Annotated in this window: 10 protein-coding genes; 4 read left to right on the top strand and 6 right to left on the bottom strand. The window is 74.0% G+C overall.

Annotated features, from left to right (window positions below):
• Positions 1-380 precede the first annotated feature (380 nt).
• From ACK586_RS07475 to ACK586_RS07460, 4 genes are all read left to right on the top strand, one after another.
• Entirely contained in the window at positions 381-1,577 is a 1,197-nt protein-coding gene (locus ACK586_RS07475) for an acetyl-CoA C-acetyltransferase (protein ID WP_409329830.1), read from the top strand.
• The gene (gene meaB / locus ACK586_RS07470) at positions 1,574-2,605 is read left to right on the top strand and encodes a methylmalonyl Co-A mutase-associated GTPase MeaB (protein WP_409329829.1); all 1,032 of its coding nucleotides are present in this window, start codon (positions 1,574-1,576) and stop codon (positions 2,603-2,605) included. The genes ACK586_RS07475 and meaB overlap by 4 nt, the downstream gene beginning before the upstream one ends.
• An 80-nt stretch (positions 2,606-2,685) precedes the next feature.
• On the top strand, positions 2,686-4,158 hold the full coding sequence (locus tag ACK586_RS07465; RefSeq protein ID WP_409329828.1) for a phytoene desaturase family protein: 1,473 nt from the start codon (positions 2,686-2,688) through the stop codon (positions 4,156-4,158).
• A 47-nt stretch (positions 4,159-4,205) separates the two neighbouring features.
• Entirely contained in the window at positions 4,206-5,171 is a 966-nt protein-coding gene (locus ACK586_RS07460) for a tetratricopeptide repeat protein (protein WP_409329827.1), read from the top strand.
• Positions 5,172-5,258: 87 nt separating this feature from the next.
• Here ACK586_RS07460 and ACK586_RS07455 read toward each other — a convergent pair whose 3' ends face one another.
• From ACK586_RS07455 to treS, 6 genes are all read right to left on the bottom strand, one after another.
• Positions 5,259-6,122, bottom strand: a complete 864-nt coding sequence (locus tag ACK586_RS07455; protein WP_409329826.1) for a neutral zinc metallopeptidase — start codon at positions 6,120-6,122, stop codon at positions 5,259-5,261.
• A 120-nt stretch (positions 6,123-6,242) separates the two neighbouring features.
• A complete protein-coding gene (locus ACK586_RS07450; RefSeq protein WP_409329825.1) occupies positions 6,243-7,637 on the bottom strand; it encodes a neutral zinc metallopeptidase in 1,395 nt (464 codons plus the stop codon).
• A 140-nt stretch (positions 7,638-7,777) separates the two neighbouring features.
• On the bottom strand, positions 7,778-9,160 hold the full coding sequence (locus tag ACK586_RS07445; RefSeq protein ID WP_409329824.1) for a neutral zinc metallopeptidase: 1,383 nt from the start codon (positions 9,158-9,160) through the stop codon (positions 7,778-7,780).
• 196 nt (positions 9,161-9,356) lie between these two features.
• Positions 9,357-12,338 (bottom strand): 1,4-alpha-glucan branching protein GlgB, encoded by a 2,982-nt coding sequence (glgB, locus tag ACK586_RS07440; RefSeq protein WP_409329823.1) that lies wholly within the window; start codon positions 12,336-12,338, stop codon positions 9,357-9,359.
• A 100-nt stretch (positions 12,339-12,438) separates the two neighbouring features.
• Positions 12,439-13,824 (bottom strand): maltokinase N-terminal cap-like domain-containing protein, encoded by a 1,386-nt coding sequence (locus ACK586_RS07435; RefSeq protein WP_409329822.1) that lies wholly within the window; start codon positions 13,822-13,824, stop codon positions 12,439-12,441.
• Positions 13,821-15,623: a maltose alpha-D-glucosyltransferase gene (gene treS, locus ACK586_RS07430; protein WP_409329821.1), complete on the bottom strand. Its 1,803-nt coding sequence runs from the start codon at positions 15,621-15,623 to the stop codon at positions 13,821-13,823. Before treS ends, ACK586_RS07435 begins: the two co-directional genes overlap by 4 nt.
• Positions 15,624-15,660: the final 37 nt, after the last annotated feature.

Raw genomic sequence — 15,660 nt, 5'->3', positions numbered from 1 at the left:
AACCTCCACCTCTCCTACAGCCCCCTGAGTGCGGGTGGCCCCCCCCGCGGGCCCCCGCCCCCCCGCCCCGGCCGGGCGTCACCGGGCGGGAGGCCCCGGCAGCGCGGTGTCGACCGGCCCGGCGTGCGGGGCGCCGATGCCGCCCGGCCCGCGGGGCGCCGATGCCGCCCGGCCCGCCTCCCGTCGCTCGCCACCGGGGCGGTGGGCCCGGGCGGGCGGGCGGTGTGTCGCGGGGCACAGTCGCCGCCGGACCGGTCCGCTCGCCGCACGAGGCGTCCTAAGCTCTGGATCAGCCCACCCGGCCGGAGCGGCGAGCCCACCCCGGCCGGCCCCACCGGCCCGGTCGCCAGCGTGGGCGCCCGGCGTATCTGGAGGCACCCATGTCCCGTTCGGTCATCGTCAGCGGCGCGCGCACGCCGATGGGCCGGCTGCTCGGCTCGCTCAAGGACTTCTCGGCCGCCGACCTCGGCGGGATCGCCATCAAGGCGGCGCTCGAGCGGGCCGGCATCTCCGGCGACCAGGTCGACTACGTGATCATGGGCCAGGTCATCCAGGCCGGTGCCGGGCAGAACCCCGCCCGCCCGGCCGCGGTGGCCGGTGGCATCCCGATGTCGGTGCCCTCGTTCACGCTCAACAAGGTGTGCCTGTCCGGCATCGACGCGATCGCCCTGGCCGACCAGCTCATCCGCGCCGGTGAGTTCGACGTCGTGGTCGCCGGCGGCATGGAGTCGATGACGCAGGCGCCGCACCTGCTGATGAGCGGCCGGACGGGCACGAAGTACGGCGACTCCACGCTGGTGGACTCGATGGCCCACGACGGGCTGTCGGACACCTTCGACCAGGTCGCGATGGGCGTGCTCACCGAGCAGGCCAACAGCCGCTACCAGCTGACCCGCGAGGAGCAGGACGCCTTCGCCGCCGAGAGCCACCAGAAGGCCGCGCGCGCGGCCAAGAACGGCGTCTTCGACGAGGAGATCACCCCCGTGCTGATCCCGCAGCGCAAGGGCGACCCGATCGAGTTCCGCGAGGACGAGGGCATCCGCGCCGACACCACCGTGGAGAGCCTGGCCAAGCTCCGGCCGGCGTTCGCGAAGGACGGCACCATCACCGCCGGGACGGCGTCGCAGATCTCCGACGGCGCCTGCGCGGTGGTCGTGATGAGCGCGGCCAAGGCCGCCGAGCTGGGCTGCACCGTGCTCGCCGAGATCGGTGCGCACGGCGTGGTCGCCGGGCCGGACGCCACGCTGCAGTCCCAGCCCTCGCGGGCCATCAAGAAGGCCTGCGAGCGCGAGGGCATCGACCCCACCGACCTGGACCTGGTCGAGCTCAACGAGGCCTTCGCCGCGGTCGGCATCGTCTCCACCCGTGAGCTCGGCATCGACCCGGAGAGGGTCAACCCCAACGGCGGCGCCATCGCGCTGGGCCACCCGGTCGGCATGAGCGGCGCCCGCATCGTGCTCGACCTCGCCCTGGAGCTGCGCCGCCGCGGCGGCGGTGTCGGCGCCGCCGCCCTGTGCGGCGGCGGCGGCCAGGGCGACGCGCTGGTCCTGCACGTCCCCGCACCCGCCGGGGCGTGAGCGGGGCCGTCGAGGGCACCGCGGTACAGACGCCCGGTCCCGCCGTCCCCCCGGGGAGGCGGGGCCGGCGCGCGGTCGACGTCCCCGCGCTCGTCGAGGGCGCCCGCGCCGGTGACCCCCGGTCGGTCGCCCGGCTGATCTCGCTGGTCGAGGACGCGAGCCCCGCGCTGCGCGAGGTCGCCGCGGCGCTGGCCCCGCACACCGGCTCCGCGCGGGTCATCGGGCTGACCGGCTCGCCCGGTGTCGGCAAGTCGACGACGACCACGGCCCTGGTGCGGGCGCTGCGCGCGCGGGGCCTGCGCATGGGGGTCCTCGCGGTCGACCCGTCGTCGCCGTTCTCCGGCGGCGCGCTGCTCGGCGACCGCGTGCGGATGCAGGACCACGCGGGTGACCGCGGCGTCTACATCCGCTCGATGGCCTCCCGCGGGCACCTGGGCGGTCTCTCGTGGGCGACGCCCCAGGCGCTGCGGGTGCTCGACGCGGCCGGCTGCGACGTCGTCCTCGTCGAGACCGTCGGCGTCGGGCAGTCCGAGCTGGAGATCGCCTCGCTGGCCGACACGACGCTGGTGCTGGTCGCGCCCGGGATGGGCGACGGCATCCAGGCGGCCAAGGCCGGGATCCTGGAGATCGCCGACGTCTTCGTGGTCAACAAGGCCGACCGGGACGGCGCCGCGCAGACCGTGCGGGACCTGCGGTCGATGCAGTCCCTCGGCGGCCGGCACGACGGGCCGGGCCGGTGGCGGCCGCCGATCTGCCGGACGGTGGCCAGCCGCGACACCGACAACGGCATCGACGGCGTCCTCGAGCAGCTCGACGCCCACGCCGCGTGGCTCGAGGCCTCGGGGGAGGGCCGGCGACGGCGCACCGAGCGGGCCGCCCGCGAGATCGAGGCGATCGCGCTCGCCGGGCTGCGGGAGCGGATGGGTGACGTCCGCGGCTCCGCGGCCCTGGACTCGCTCGCCGCGCAGGTCGTGGCCGGGCGGAGCGACCCGTTCAGGGCTGCCGACGAGCTGCTCGCGCAGCTCTGAACCAGCTCTGAACCAGCTCCGGGGCTGCTCTTGGGCTGCTCCGGGGCGCAGCCCGGGAACCGCTCGGCGAGGATGGCACGGTGAGCACCGAGCCGGACGCCGTCGTCGTCGGAGCAGGACCCAACGGGCTGGCCGCGGCGCTGCGGTTGTCGGCCGCGGGCCTGCGCGTCCAGCTCGTCGAGCAGGCGGACCGCCCCGGGGGCGGCATGCGCACCGAGGAGCTGATCAGCTCCGGCGTCCGCCACGACGTCTGCTCGACCGTGCACCCGATGGCCGCGGTCTCGCCGTTCTTCCGCGAGTTCGACCTGGCGAGCCGGGGCGTGCGGCTGGTGCACCCCGAGGTCTGCTACGCCCACCCGCTCGACGGCGGCCGCGCCGCGGTCGCCCGGCGGTCGCTGGAGGAGACCGCCGATGGCCTGGGTGAGGACGCGGCGGCCTACCGCCGGCTCTTCGAGCCGCTGGTCGAGCACCGGGAGGACGTCGTCGACTTCTTCCTCACCAGCATGCTGCGCCGGCTGCCCACCCGCAGCCCGCTGCAGGTCGCGCGGTTCGGGCTGACCGGCCTGCCGAACGTGCGGTGGCTGGCCCGGCGCAACTTCGACACGGACGAGGGGCAGGCGCTGCTCGCCGGCGCTGCCGCGCACGGGATGCTCGACCTGGCCCGACCGCTGACCTCCGCGCTGGGCATGCTGCTCGGGATGCTGGCCCACCACGGCGGCTGGCCGCTGGTCGAGGGCGGGTCCCAGGAGCTCGCCGACGCGATGGTCACGGCGTTCGAGCAGCAGGGCGGGGAGCTGGTCACCGGCCACGAGGTGACCGACCTGCGCGAGTTCGAGGGCGTGCCGGCGGTCCTGCTGGACACGAGCCCCCGGGCGTTCGTGCGGATGGCCGGCGACCGGGTGCACGACGGCTACCGCCGCTGGGTGTCCCGGTACAAGCACGGCCCCGGCGTCTTCAAGATCGACTGGGTGCTGTCCGAGCCGGTGCCGTGGGCGAACCCCGACGTCCGGCGGGCCGGGACCATCCACGTGGCCGGCACCCTCGCCGAGACGATGGCGGGCGAGGAGGGCCCGGCGCACGGCCGGCCGGCGGAGAAGCCGTACGTGCTGGCGGTGCAGCCGACCGTGGTCGACCCGACGCGTGCGCCCGGCGGCGAGCACGTCTTCTGGGCCTACGTGCACGTGCCGCACGCCTCCGACGTCGACATGACCGAGGCCATCGAGGCGCAGATCGAGCGCTTCGCTCCCGGTTTCCGCGACACGATCGTGGCGCGCGCGACCAAGGACGCGCGGCAGATGGAGGCCTGGAACCCCAACCACGTGGGCGGCGACATCTCCAACGGCGAGGCGTCGCTGCGCCAGATGCTGGCCCGCCCGGTGCCGCGCTGGAACACCTACCGGACCCCGCTCGAGGGCATCTACCTCGCCTCGGCCGCCACGCCGCCCGGGCCGGCGGTGCACGGCATGTGCGGCGACAACGCGGCCAGGGTCGCGCTGCGCGAGGTGTTCGGCCTGCGGACCGTGCCGGCGCTGCGCCCGGCCCCCGTGGCCTGAGCAGGGCACGGGCGCCGCGACCGGGTGCGGGGTGGGATCATCGGGGCATGCAGCCCTCCCGCCCCGGACGTCCCGACCCCCGCGCGCAGGCCCAGCAGGCACAGCTGGCCGCCGCGATGTCCGGCGCCGTCGACCTGGCCGCCGTCAAGGCCCGGTCCGAGGCCGCCGCCCGCGCCCAGGCCGCCCCGCCACCCAGCGCCGCCGCCCCGGCGGGGGCCCCGGGCGCGGCCGTCGTGGACGTCACGGAGGCGACGTTCCAGAGCGAGGTCCTCGACCGCTCCTTCCAGGTGCCGGTCGTGCTGGACCTGTGGGCCGAGTGGTGCGGGCCGTGCAAGCAGCTGTCGCCGGTTCTCGAGCGACTGGCCGCCGAGGGCGGTGGCTCCTGGGTGCTCGCGAAGGTCGACGTCGACGCCAACCCGGCGCTGGCCCAGGGCCTGCGGGTGCAGGGGATCCCGGCGGTGAAGGCCGTGTGGCAGGGGCAGCTGGTGGCCGAGTTCACCGGTGCGATCCCCGAGGAGCAGGCCCGCCAGTTCGTCACCGAGCTGGTCCGTGCCACCACCGGCGGCGCGGTCCCCGGCGGCGAGGGCGAGCCGCAGGAGCCCGAGGACCCGCGGCTGGACGCCGCCGAGGCCGCCCTCGAGCGCGGCGACCTGGCCGCCGCCGAGACGGCCTACCAGGCGATCCTGGCCGAGGAGCCCGACCACCCGGTGGCCGGCCTCGCCCTGCGCCAGGTGCAGCTGTTCCAGCGCGCCGACGCCGCCGGCCCCGACGCGCTGGCGCTGGCCGACGCCGCCCCGGACGACGTCGCCGCGCAGACCCGCGCCGCCGACTTCCTGCTGGGCACCGGCGACGTCGAGGGCGCGTTCGCCCGGCTGGTCGACACGGTGCGGCGCACCGCCGGCGACGACCGCGACGCCGCCCGCCAGCACCTGGTCGAGCTGTTCGCGGTCGTCGGCGACGACGACCCGCGGGTGGCCGCCGCGCGCCGCCAGCTGATGCTCGCCCTCTACTGACGAAGGACCCCCTCGCCCCCCACCGCTCGCACGCTCGCGGCGGAGCCCTGCGAGGGGGCCGGCCGCTGGTCGCGACACGCACACCTCTCAGGAGACGTTGCAGGCGGAGGCGCCCTGCAGGAAGCCGTTGCGGAAGAGGTCGACCAGTTCGAAGCCGTCGCCGCCGGTCGCCAGGTCGGCGTCGCTGAACTCCCGCTGGGTGAACGGCCGGCCGGGACCGAACTCGTCGCGGCACGCCTCGGCGCCGGCGTCGAAGCCCTCCTGGAACGCGGAGACCCGGTCGAAGAAGGAGCCGTGCGCCTGCTCCTCGAACTGCCCGGTGCCGACCGGGTCGCGCAGCTGGAGGTAACCGCCGAGCACCTGGTCCAGCTCCACCTCGCGGATCCGGGTGTGCCCGGCCTCGCCGGCGGCCACCCAGGCGGTCCAGGCGCCGGCGAAGCAGTCGGCCTGCGTCTCGGTGAGGATCGACGTCCGGGGGTGGCCGACCCGCGCCTGGATCGCGTGGCCGTACTCGTGCGCCATCACCAGCGCCGGCAGGAAGCGCCCGGAGTCCTCGGCGAGCGCGCCGAGGAAGGCGCGGTCCCAGCTGATCGAGTCGGAGTTCGCGACGCGCCCGGCCTGGCAGTAGAAGGCGTTGTCCGCCAGCGCGGCCGGCTCGGCGCCGCACCCGACGCCGTCGGGGTAGTCGGCGGGGTCGGCGTCGTCGGGGTCCACGCTGAAGAAGCCGCCCCGCAGGGGCTCGAGGTCGACGCCGAAGACGTCGGGCAGGGTCCGGGCCCAGTAGGTCTCCAGGTCGGCGAGCGCGTTGGTGGCCAGCTGGTCCACCGGACCGCCGTCGGTGCCGACCACGGTGATCGCGCCGTCGGGCACGTCCGGTGGCCGCGGCTCGGCGGCCCGCGGCGCGCCGCCGAGCGTCACCACGCACCCCGACAGCAGCAGGCCGGCGGCCACGGCAGCGAGAACGGCGGCGGGACCGGCGCCGCCCCGGCGCCGGACCCCGGAACCAGGACGTCCCACCGTCGCGGGGTGCCCGCGACGGTGGGACGGCAACCGCGCTGCGCGGTCCTGCGGCTACTGGATGCCGCAGGGAGCGGCGCCCGGCCCCCCGAGGAAGCCGGCGCGGAAGGCCCCGACCAGCTCGAAACCGGTGGCGTCGACGTCGGGCAGCACGCTCTCGGTCTGGCCGTAGGTGAGGAGGAACTGGATCGCCTCGTCGACGTCGCCCGGGCTGAGCGTGGTGTTCTCCTGGAAGTCCCCGTTGAAGAAGGCCGCGGTGTAGGCGCCGGTGAGGCAGACCGTCGCCGTGGTGTCGTCGGGAGCCAGGCCCAGGTGCGCCCGGACGGCCTGCGCGTAGGGCAGGGCGAACGCCGTCGCCACGGCGAAGTCGCCGATCTCCTCGTATGCCGGCTGCAGCAGGTCGGTCTCGTCGACGTAGACGGTGTTGTCCGCCTCGCACCAGCCCAGGTCGAGGTCCTGGGCGCCCAGGTCCCCGCAGTCGGGGGCCGTGCCGTCGAAGGTGGCCAGGGAGGGGGCCGAGAAGCCGTCCACCCAGGTGTCGAAGTACACCGGCAGGGAGCCGTTGATGATGCCGGGCAGGTCGGCGTAGGGCGCGTTGCCCTCGTTGTCGTAGTCCTCCTGCGACGCGAAGTCCGCGACGGTGAAGACGCGCGCGCCCACCTCGTAGTTGTCCCGGCAGGCGGCCACGCCGTCGGTGTAGCCCTCGTAGAAGGCCGAGGCGCGGTCGAAGCCGGACCCGTGGGCGCCCTGGACGTCCACGTCGGTCAGGCCGACCGGGTCGCGCAGCTCCACGAAGCCGGTGATGACCCGGTCGAGGTCCTCGACCCGCACGGTCGTGTGCTCGGCGTTGCCGGCCACGACCCACGCGGTGAATGCGCCGGCGAGGCAGTCGGCCTGGGTCTCGAGGTAGATCGTGATGTCGGTGAAGCGGCCGATGCGGCCCGCGGGTTCGTCCAGCGGGCCCTGCAGCAGGTGCCCGAACTCGTGCGCCATGATCGCGGAGTTGATGTACGGGCCGAACTGCTCCATCTGGCTGGCGATGAACGGCCGGTCGTAGGCGACGACGTCGCAGCCGTAGTGGTAGAACGCGTTCATCTCCACCTCGGCCGGGTCGACCGGGTATCGCTCGCAGCCGATGCCCGTGTCCTCCGGGTACTGGCCGTAGTCGATGTCGTCGGTGTCGACCGAGGAGTAGGGGCCCTGCAGCGGCAGGAAGTCCTCGCCGAAGTACTCCGGGAACGCCTGGGTCCAGAAGGTGTTGAGGTCGAGGAAGGCGTTGCGCGCGATCCGGTCGACCTCGTTGTCGGTCGCTCCCACGATCGGGAACTCGTCGGCCGTCGCGTCGGTCACCGGCGGGTTCGCGGTGCCGTCGATGCTGCTGGTGCAACCGGCGAGCAGCGCGCTGCCCACCGCTGCCGCGACCATCGCGCGGCGCGAGACCTGCCTCATGGAGCGTCGTCCTCGTCTACTGGGGTTCGCCGCCCCGCGGGCGGTCCGTTCGCGAGCCGGCACATGATGCACGAGCGCGGTCCGCCGTGGTGCCGAATCTCGCGCCGAGTCCTCCTGGTGGGGGGCCGGGTGCCGCCGGCTCAGAGCCCGCAGGACCCGGCGCCCTGGAGGAAGCCGGCGCGGAAGGCGCCGACCAGCTCGAACCCGGTCGCGTCGGTGTGGGGCAGGACGGCTGCGGTCTGCCCGTAGGCGAGCAGGAACAGGACCGCCTCGTCCACGTCGCCCGGGCTGAGCAGGACCCCCGCCTGCTCCCCGGGGTCGTAGAAGTCGCCGGAGAAGACCCGCGCCGTGTAGGTGCCGGTGAGGCAGACGGCCGAGACCGTGGCCTCGGGGGTGCCGGTCGGCAGGCCGAGCGCGGCACGGGCGGCCTCGGCGTAGGGCAGCGCGATCGCCGTGACGACGGCGAAGTCGCCGATGTCGTCGTAGGCGGGCTCCAGCAGGTCGGTCCCGTCGGCGTAGACCGTCCCGTCGGCCGGGCAGAACCCCACGTCCCGGTCCTCGGCGCCCATGTCCCCGCAGTCCGGCGCCGTGCCGTCGAAGGTCTCGACCGCAGGCGGCTCGAAGCCGTCGACGAACGACTCGTAGAAGACCGGCAGCGTGGCCTCGACGAGCGCGGGGACGTCCCCGTACGGGGCGTTGCCGTCGTTGGCGTAGTCCTCCTGCTCGGTGAAGGGGACCTGGGTGAACACGCGGTCGGTCCCGAAGTCGTCGCGGCAGGAGGTGACGCCGTCCTCGTAGCCGCTCAGGAAGCCCGACACCCGGTCGAAGCCGGATCCGTGGGCGAGCTCGTCCTCGGGATCGGACCCGACGTCGTCGCGCAGCCCGAGGAAGCCGAGGACGACCGGGTCGATCTCCGCCCGGCGCACGGCCACGTGCGCCCCGTTGCCGTCGGCCACCCAGCGGGTGAACGCGCCGGCGAAGCAGTCCGCCTGCGTCTCGTCCTGGATCGACGAGTCGTTGTAGCCGAAGCGGAACTGCATGGCATGGCCCATCTCGTGGGCCATGACGGCGGGTCCGATGAACGGGCCGTACTCCTCGCCGAGCTCGGCGAGCAGCGCGGTGTCGAAGGCGATCACGTCGCAGTTCGGGTCGTAGAAGGCGTTGCCGGCCACCTCCTCCGGATCGGTCGGCGACCCGGGGCAGCCGATGCCGTGGTCGGGGTAGCGGCTCTCGTCGAGGTCCTCGGAGTCGACCGAGAAGAACCCGCCCTCCAGCGGCGTGAAGGGCTCCCCGTAGGCCTCCGGGTAGGCCTGCTCCCAGAAGGTGACCAGGTCGTCGAGCGCGTTGCGGGCGTACCGGTCGACGTCGCTGTCGGTGGCCCCGGTGATCGGGAAGTCCTCCGCGGGGACGTCGGTGACCGGGTCGGCGAACGCCGCCGCGCCCTCGACGGTGCTCGTGCAACCGGTGACCAGCGCGCTGCCCACCGCGGCCGCGACCAGCGCGCGGCGCGAGACCTGCCTCATGGAGCGTCGTTCCTCGTCTGCCGGCGCCGCCGCCCCGGCGGGGCGTCCGTGAGCGGGCACATGATGCCCGCCGGCGACCGCCGGTGGCGGGCGCCACGCAGGCGGTGACCGGATCGGCGTGCGACCCGGCCGCCAGGGTCCTGCGTGCCACCCGGCCGCCGGGTCCTGCGGGGATCCGGCCGCCGGGTCCTGCGGGTCAGCCCTCGTGCAGCAGCCAGACGGTGCCCAGCGGGGGAGCCGAGAGGGTCACCGAGAACGGCTGCCCGTGCCAGGGCTGCGCCTCGGCGACGACGAGCCCGGAGTTGCCCACGCCCGACCCGCCGTAGCCCTCGGCGTCGGTGTTGAGGACCTCCCGCCAGGCACCGCCGCGGGGCAGGCCGATGCGGTACCCGTGGTGCGGGTGGCCGGCGAAGTTGGCGACGACGGCCAGTGCCTGCCCCGGCGCCTCGCCGGCGACCGGGCCGGCGTCCTCGCCGGGCTCCGCGCCCTCCGGCAGCTGCTCGGATCGCGGCCTGCCGTAGCGCAGGAAGCTCAGCACGTTGCCGGAGGCGTCGTTGGCGTCGATCCACTGGAAGCCCGCCGGGTCGACGTCGAGGGACCACAGCGCGTCGAGTTCGCGATACCGGGCGTTGAGGTCGGTCACCAGCTGCAGGACGCCGCGGTGCGCCGGGTCGTCGAGGTGCCACCAGTCCAGCGACCGGCTCTCGGCCCACTCGGCGTCCTGGCCGAACTCCGAGCCCATGAACAGCAGCTGCTTGCCCGGGTGCGACCACATGAAGGCCAGGTAGGCGCGCAGGTTGGCCAGTTGCTGCCACCGGTCGCCGGGCATCTTCCGCAGCAGCGAGCCCTTGCCGTACACGACCTCGTCGTGGCTGATCGGCAGCACGTAGTTCTCGGAGTAGGCGTAGATCATCGAGAAGGTCATCTGGCCGTGGTGGTAGCTGCGGTGCACCGGCTGCTTGCTCACGTACTCGAGCGAGTCGTGCATCCAACCCATGTTCCACTTGAAGCCGAAGCCCAGGCCGCCGAGGTAGGTGGGCCGCGTGACGCCGGGCCAGGCGGTGGACTCCTCGGCGATGGTGACCACGCCGGGCACCTCGCGGTAGACGGTCGCGTTCATCTCCTGCAGGAACGCCACCGCCTCCAGGTTCTCCCGCCCGCCGTGGACGTTCGGCGTCCACTGGCCCTCCTCACGGGAGTAGTCCAGGTAGAGCATCGAGGCCACCGCGTCGACGCGGATGCCGTCGACGTGGAACTCCTGGCACCAGAAGAGCGCGTTCGCGACCAGGAAGTTGCGGACCTCGACGCGGCCGAAGTCGAACACGTAGGTGCCCCAGTCCGGCTGCTCGCCGCGGCGGGGGTCGGGGTGCTCGTACAGCGGGGTGCCGTCGAAGCGGGCCAGCGCCCACGCGTCCTTGGGGAAGTGCGCCGGGACCCAGTCGACGATGACGCCGATGCCGGCCCGGTGCGCCCGGTCGACCAGGTAGCGGAAGTCGTCGGGGCTGCCGAATCGCGCGGTGGGCGCGTAGTAGCTGGTCACCTGGTAGCCCCAGGAGCCGCCGAAGGGGTGCTCGGCGACGGGCATGCACTCGATGTGGGTGAAGCCGGCGGCGGACACGTAGTCGACCAGCTCGTCGGCCAGCTGCCGGTAGGACAGGCCCTGCCGCCACGAGCCCAGGTGGACCTCGTAGACGCTCATCGGCCGCTCGTGCCAGTTGCCGGCCGCGCGCGCGGCCAGCCACTCCTGGTCGCCCCACTCGTGCGTGGACTCGGTGACGACCGAGGCGTTGAGCGGCGGCACCTCGGTGGCGAAGGCCAGCGGGTCGGACTTCTCCCGCCACGTCCCGTCGGCGCCTAGCACGTGGTACCGGTACCGGCTGCCGACCTGGATGCCGGGCACGAAGATCTCCCACACCCCCGACGAGCCCAGCGACCGCATCGGGTAGGAGCGGGCCTCCCAGTAGTCGAAGTCACCGGTCACCTTGACCCCGCGGGCGTTGGGCGCCCACACCGCGAACGAGACGCCCTCCACGGTGCCGCGCGGGGTCTCGTAGCGGCGGACGTGCGCGCCCAGCACCTCCCACAGCCGCTCGTGCCGGCCCTCGCCGATGAGGTGCTGGTCCAGCTCGCCGATCGTGGGCAGCCAGCGGTAGGGGTCGTCGACGGTGAACGCGGAGGTGCTCCCGGAGCCGTCGCCGTAGACCACCTCCAGGCGGTAGTCGCCCGGCTGGGAGGGCAGCAGTGCCTCGTAGATGCCGCCGCCGTGCAGCTGGCGCGCCTCGTGGCGGGAACCGTCCTCGTCGAGGACGGCGACCGACACCGCCTCGGGTCGCAGGGTGCGCACCGCCCAGCCGTCCGCGGTCGGGTGCGCGCCCAGGACGGCGTGCGGGTCGTGCGACCAGCCCTCCACGACGGCGCGCAGGTCGTCCCCGGAGACCGCGCGGGGGCCGTCGGAGGCCGGCGGGACGCCGTCGGTGCCCGGGGGGACGCCGTCGGTGTCCGGCGCCGGCGCGGCGGCGGGGCTCTCCTCCGGTGCCTGCGGCGTGCTCGGCGTCGCCGGGTCGGGGTCCGGCGCCTCCGGCTGACCGGCCGGGGCCCCGGTGGGCGAGCCCGGCTCGGCGATCGGCGCGGGCGCGACGACGGGTGCCGCGGTGCCGCCCTGCTCGGCGACCACCTCGGCCTGCGGCTCGTGGATGTCCGCGGGGGAGCTCGCGGTGGCCTTCTTCCGCGGCGCCCGCTTCGCCGGGGCGCGACCGGCCGGCGCCTTCCTGGGCGACCGCTCCGCCGGACCCGCTGCGGCGTCCCCGGTGGGGGCGTTCTGCGCGCCCACGGTCCCGGCGTCGGCCGGGGGCTCGACCTCGGCGACGATCCCCTGCGCCGCGACGGTCTTCTTCGCCGCCGCCTTGCGGGTCGCCTTCTTCGCCGGCGCGGCGCCCTCCGCGGCGGTCGCCGTCCGCGCGGGCGCTTTCTTCGCGGCGGGTGCCTTCTTGGCGGCGGGTGCCTTCTTGGCGGCGGGTGCCCTCTCGGCGGGAGCCTCGCCCGCGGCGGTGCCCGGGCCGGGCACCGTGGCGTTGACGACGGGCTCGTTCTCGGCGGACCGCGCCTGCTCGGCCATCTGGTCGACCGCCTGCTGCAGCTGCTCGCGGGTGGCCGGGCTGTCCGGGGTCTCGGAGCTCATCTGGGGGTCCTCTTCATCGGAGTCTGTGTCATGCCGTCCCGGCCCCTCGGCGCCGGCCCACCGCGCGCCTGCGAGCGGTCGGGGGCAGCGGGGTCGTCCATCAGCTCCCGGTCGCGAGCCGCGCCAGCGACTGCAACGGGATCATCAGCCAGTGGGGGCGGTTGCGCGCCTCGTAGAGGCACTCGTAGACGGCCTTGTCCGCCTCGAAGGCCCGGAGCACGGGGGAGTCGGCGCAGGGGTCGAGCCCGCTCGCGGCGGAGTAACCGGCGCAGAAGGCGCCGCGGTTGCGCTCGGCCCACTCCTGGGCGCGGTAGGCGCGCTGGGCGTCCTCGGGTTGCTCCACCAGCATGTGCCGGGCGGCGTAGTCGAAGCTGCGGAGCATCCCGGCGACGTCGCGCATCGGGCTGTCCAGCTGGCGCCGAGCGGCCAGCGGCCGCGCCGGCTCACCCTCGAAGTCGAGGATGATCCAGCCGGTGGCGGTGCGCAGCACCTGGCCCAGGTGCAGGTCGCCGTGCACGCGCTGGCGCACGACCGGCTCGTCGCAGCCGGCGAGCTGCTCGTAGAGCCGCCGCAGGCCCTCGGCGTGCTCCTCCAGCTGCGGGACGACCGGCAGCGCGGCCTCCAGCCGGCCGGTCATCTCCTCGGCCGCGGCGGCGAACCACGCGCGGTCGGCCGGTCGGGTCGGGAGCACCTCGGCGAGGTCGCGGTGCACCGAGGCGGTCGCCGCGCCGAGCCGCTCGCTGTCGGCGGCGAAGTCACCCCCCACCTCGTCGGCGTGCAGATCGCCCTCGGCGTAGAGGTCGCGCACGCTCGCGGTGGCCAGGCGCCACCCGTCGCTCGCGTTGGGGACGAAGGTCTGCAGCATCGCGACCGTGGCCGGCTCCCGCGACGGGTCGGGATCGAGGATCTCGATGTGCCCGAGCAGCGGGGCGATGTGCTCGTTGCGGGTCTCGCGGAGGGCCGCGTGGATCTCCACGTCGGGGTTGAGCCCGGGCTCCAGCCGGCGGAACAGCTTGAAGATCGCCTCCTGGCCGTAGACCAGCGAGGTGTTGCTCTGCTCGGTGGAGACGACGTCGCCGGGCACCCCCTCGGGGATGGCGGCGACCCCGGCGGGGTGGAAGTGCATCGGGCCGACGGTGTCGGCGGCGACGAGGTGCACCAGCCACGGCGGGGTGGCGTCGCGGTCGCGCATCGCGTCGTAGGCGTAGTTCTCGACGGCGTGGCCCTCGCGGTCACCGCCCGCGACGGCGCCGACGAACGCCGTCGACAGCTCCTCGACGGCGTGGTCGCGCCACGACAGCGGGACGAGGTAGGTGTCACTGCCGCCGTCGGCGTAGGAGACCCGCACCCGGTGCACCGAGAGCACCGGGTCGACCCGGCTGAGGAGGAAGCCCTCCTCCTCGACGCCGGTCCACTCGCGTCCCTTGCCGCCGAACCAGCGCTGGTGCGGCATCCACTCGCGCAGGATGTCGGTGAGCGCGCTCATCGGTCCCCTCCCGGTACGTCCTCGGCGGCGGAGACGACGCCCGCGGCGAGCAGCGAGTCGGCGACCGCGCTGGTGGTGGGCTCGTGCTCCTCGACGACCGGCTCGGGCTCGGGGGCCGGCTTGGCCAGCTCGAACCAGTAGAAGCCGTGCCCGGCGAGCGTGAGCATGTACGGCAGGACGCCGATCTGGGGGAACTCCACCCGCCCGGTCAGCTCGATCGGCGTGTAGCCCTCGAAGCGGCGCAGGTCCAGCTCGACCGGCTGGGGGAAGCGCGACAGGTTGTTCACGCACAGCACGACGTCGTCGCCGAACTCCCGCACGAACGACAGCACCGTGGGGTTGCGCGAGCCGATCTCGGCATAGCTGCCCAGCCCGAAGGTCGGGTGCTGGCCGCGCACGCGCAGCATCTCCCGGATCCAGTGCAGCAGCGAGGTCGTGTTCCGCAGCTGGGACTCGACGTTGGTGACCTGGTAGCCGTAGACCGGGTCGGCGTTGAGCGGCAGGTACATCCGCTGCGGGTCGGCGGTGGAGAACCCGCCGTTGCGGTCCGGGGTCCACTGCATGGGGGTGCGGACGCCGTCGCGGTCACCGAGCCAGATGTTGTCGCCCATGCCGATCTCGTCCCCGTAGTAGAGGACCGGGGAGCCGGGCAGGCTCAGCAGCAGGGCGTTGAACAGCTCGAGGGTGTCGATGTCGTTGTCCAGCAGCGGCGCCAGCCGGCGGCGGATGCCGATGTTGGCCTTCATGCGGGGGTCCTTGGCGTACTCCGCCCACATGTAGTCGCGTTCCTCGTCGGTGACCATCTCGAGGGTCAGCTCGTCGTGGTTGCGCAGGAAGATGCCCCACTGGCAGTTGTCGGGGATGTCCGGCGTCTGCGCCATGATCTCCGAGATGGGGAAGCGCTGCTCCCGCCGGACGCCCATGAACAGGCGGGGCATGACCGGGAAGTGGAAGGCCATCTGGCACTCGTCGCCGTCCTCGCCGAAGTACTCGACGACGTCGGCCGGCCACTGGTTCGCCTCGCACAGCAGCACCCGGTCGGGGTAGTCGCGGTCGACCACCTTGCGCACCTGCTTGAGCAGCTCGTGGGTCCGGGGGAGGTTCTCGCAGTTGGTCCCCTCCTCCTCGAACAGGTAGGGGACGGCGTCCAGCCGGAACCCGTCGATGCCCAGGTCCAGCCAGAAGCGCAGCGCCTCGAGGACCGCCTCGACGACCTTCGGGTTCTCGAAGTTCAGGTCGGGCTGGTGGGAGAAGAACCGGTGCCAGAAGTACTGCTTGCGCACCGGGTCGAAGGTCCAGTTCGACGACTCTGTGTCGACGAAGATGATCCGGGCGTCGGTGTAGCCGGTGTCGTCGTCGGCCCACACGTAGAAGTCGCCGTAGGGACCCTCCGGGTCGCTGCGGCTGGCCTGGAACCAGGGGTGCTGGTCCGAGGTGTGGTTCATGACGAAGTCGATGATCACGCGGATGCCGCGGGAGTGCGCCTCCTCGAGCAGCTCGCGGAAGTCCTCGATGTCGCCGAACTCGGGCAGCACCGCGGTGTAGTCGCTGACGTCGTAGCCACCGTCGCGCAGCGGCGAGGCGAAGAACGGCGGCAGCCACAGGCAGTCGACGCCGAGCCACTGCAGGTAGTCCAGCTTGTCGATCATCCCGCGCAGGTCGCCCACGCCGTCGGCGTTGCTGTCGGCGAAGCCGCGCACGAGCACCTCGTAGAAGACCGCGCGCTTGTACCACTCCGGGTCGGTGCCGGGTGGGGGCAGCGCGGAGCGACGGGGTGAGTCGGGAACGGGAACGGTCATCGGGAGGAGTGCCCCTCGGTAGTGCTGAGCGGGTGGG

Origin of the sequence: Trujillonella humicola, assembly GCF_046233715.1 — a bacterium.
In the GTDB taxonomy this organism is placed as follows: domain Bacteria; phylum Actinomycetota; class Actinomycetes; order Mycobacteriales; family Geodermatophilaceae; genus Trujillonella; species Trujillonella humicola.
Note: the sequence above shows the minus strand (reverse complement) of the source record. Positions and strands in the feature narration are given on the sequence as shown.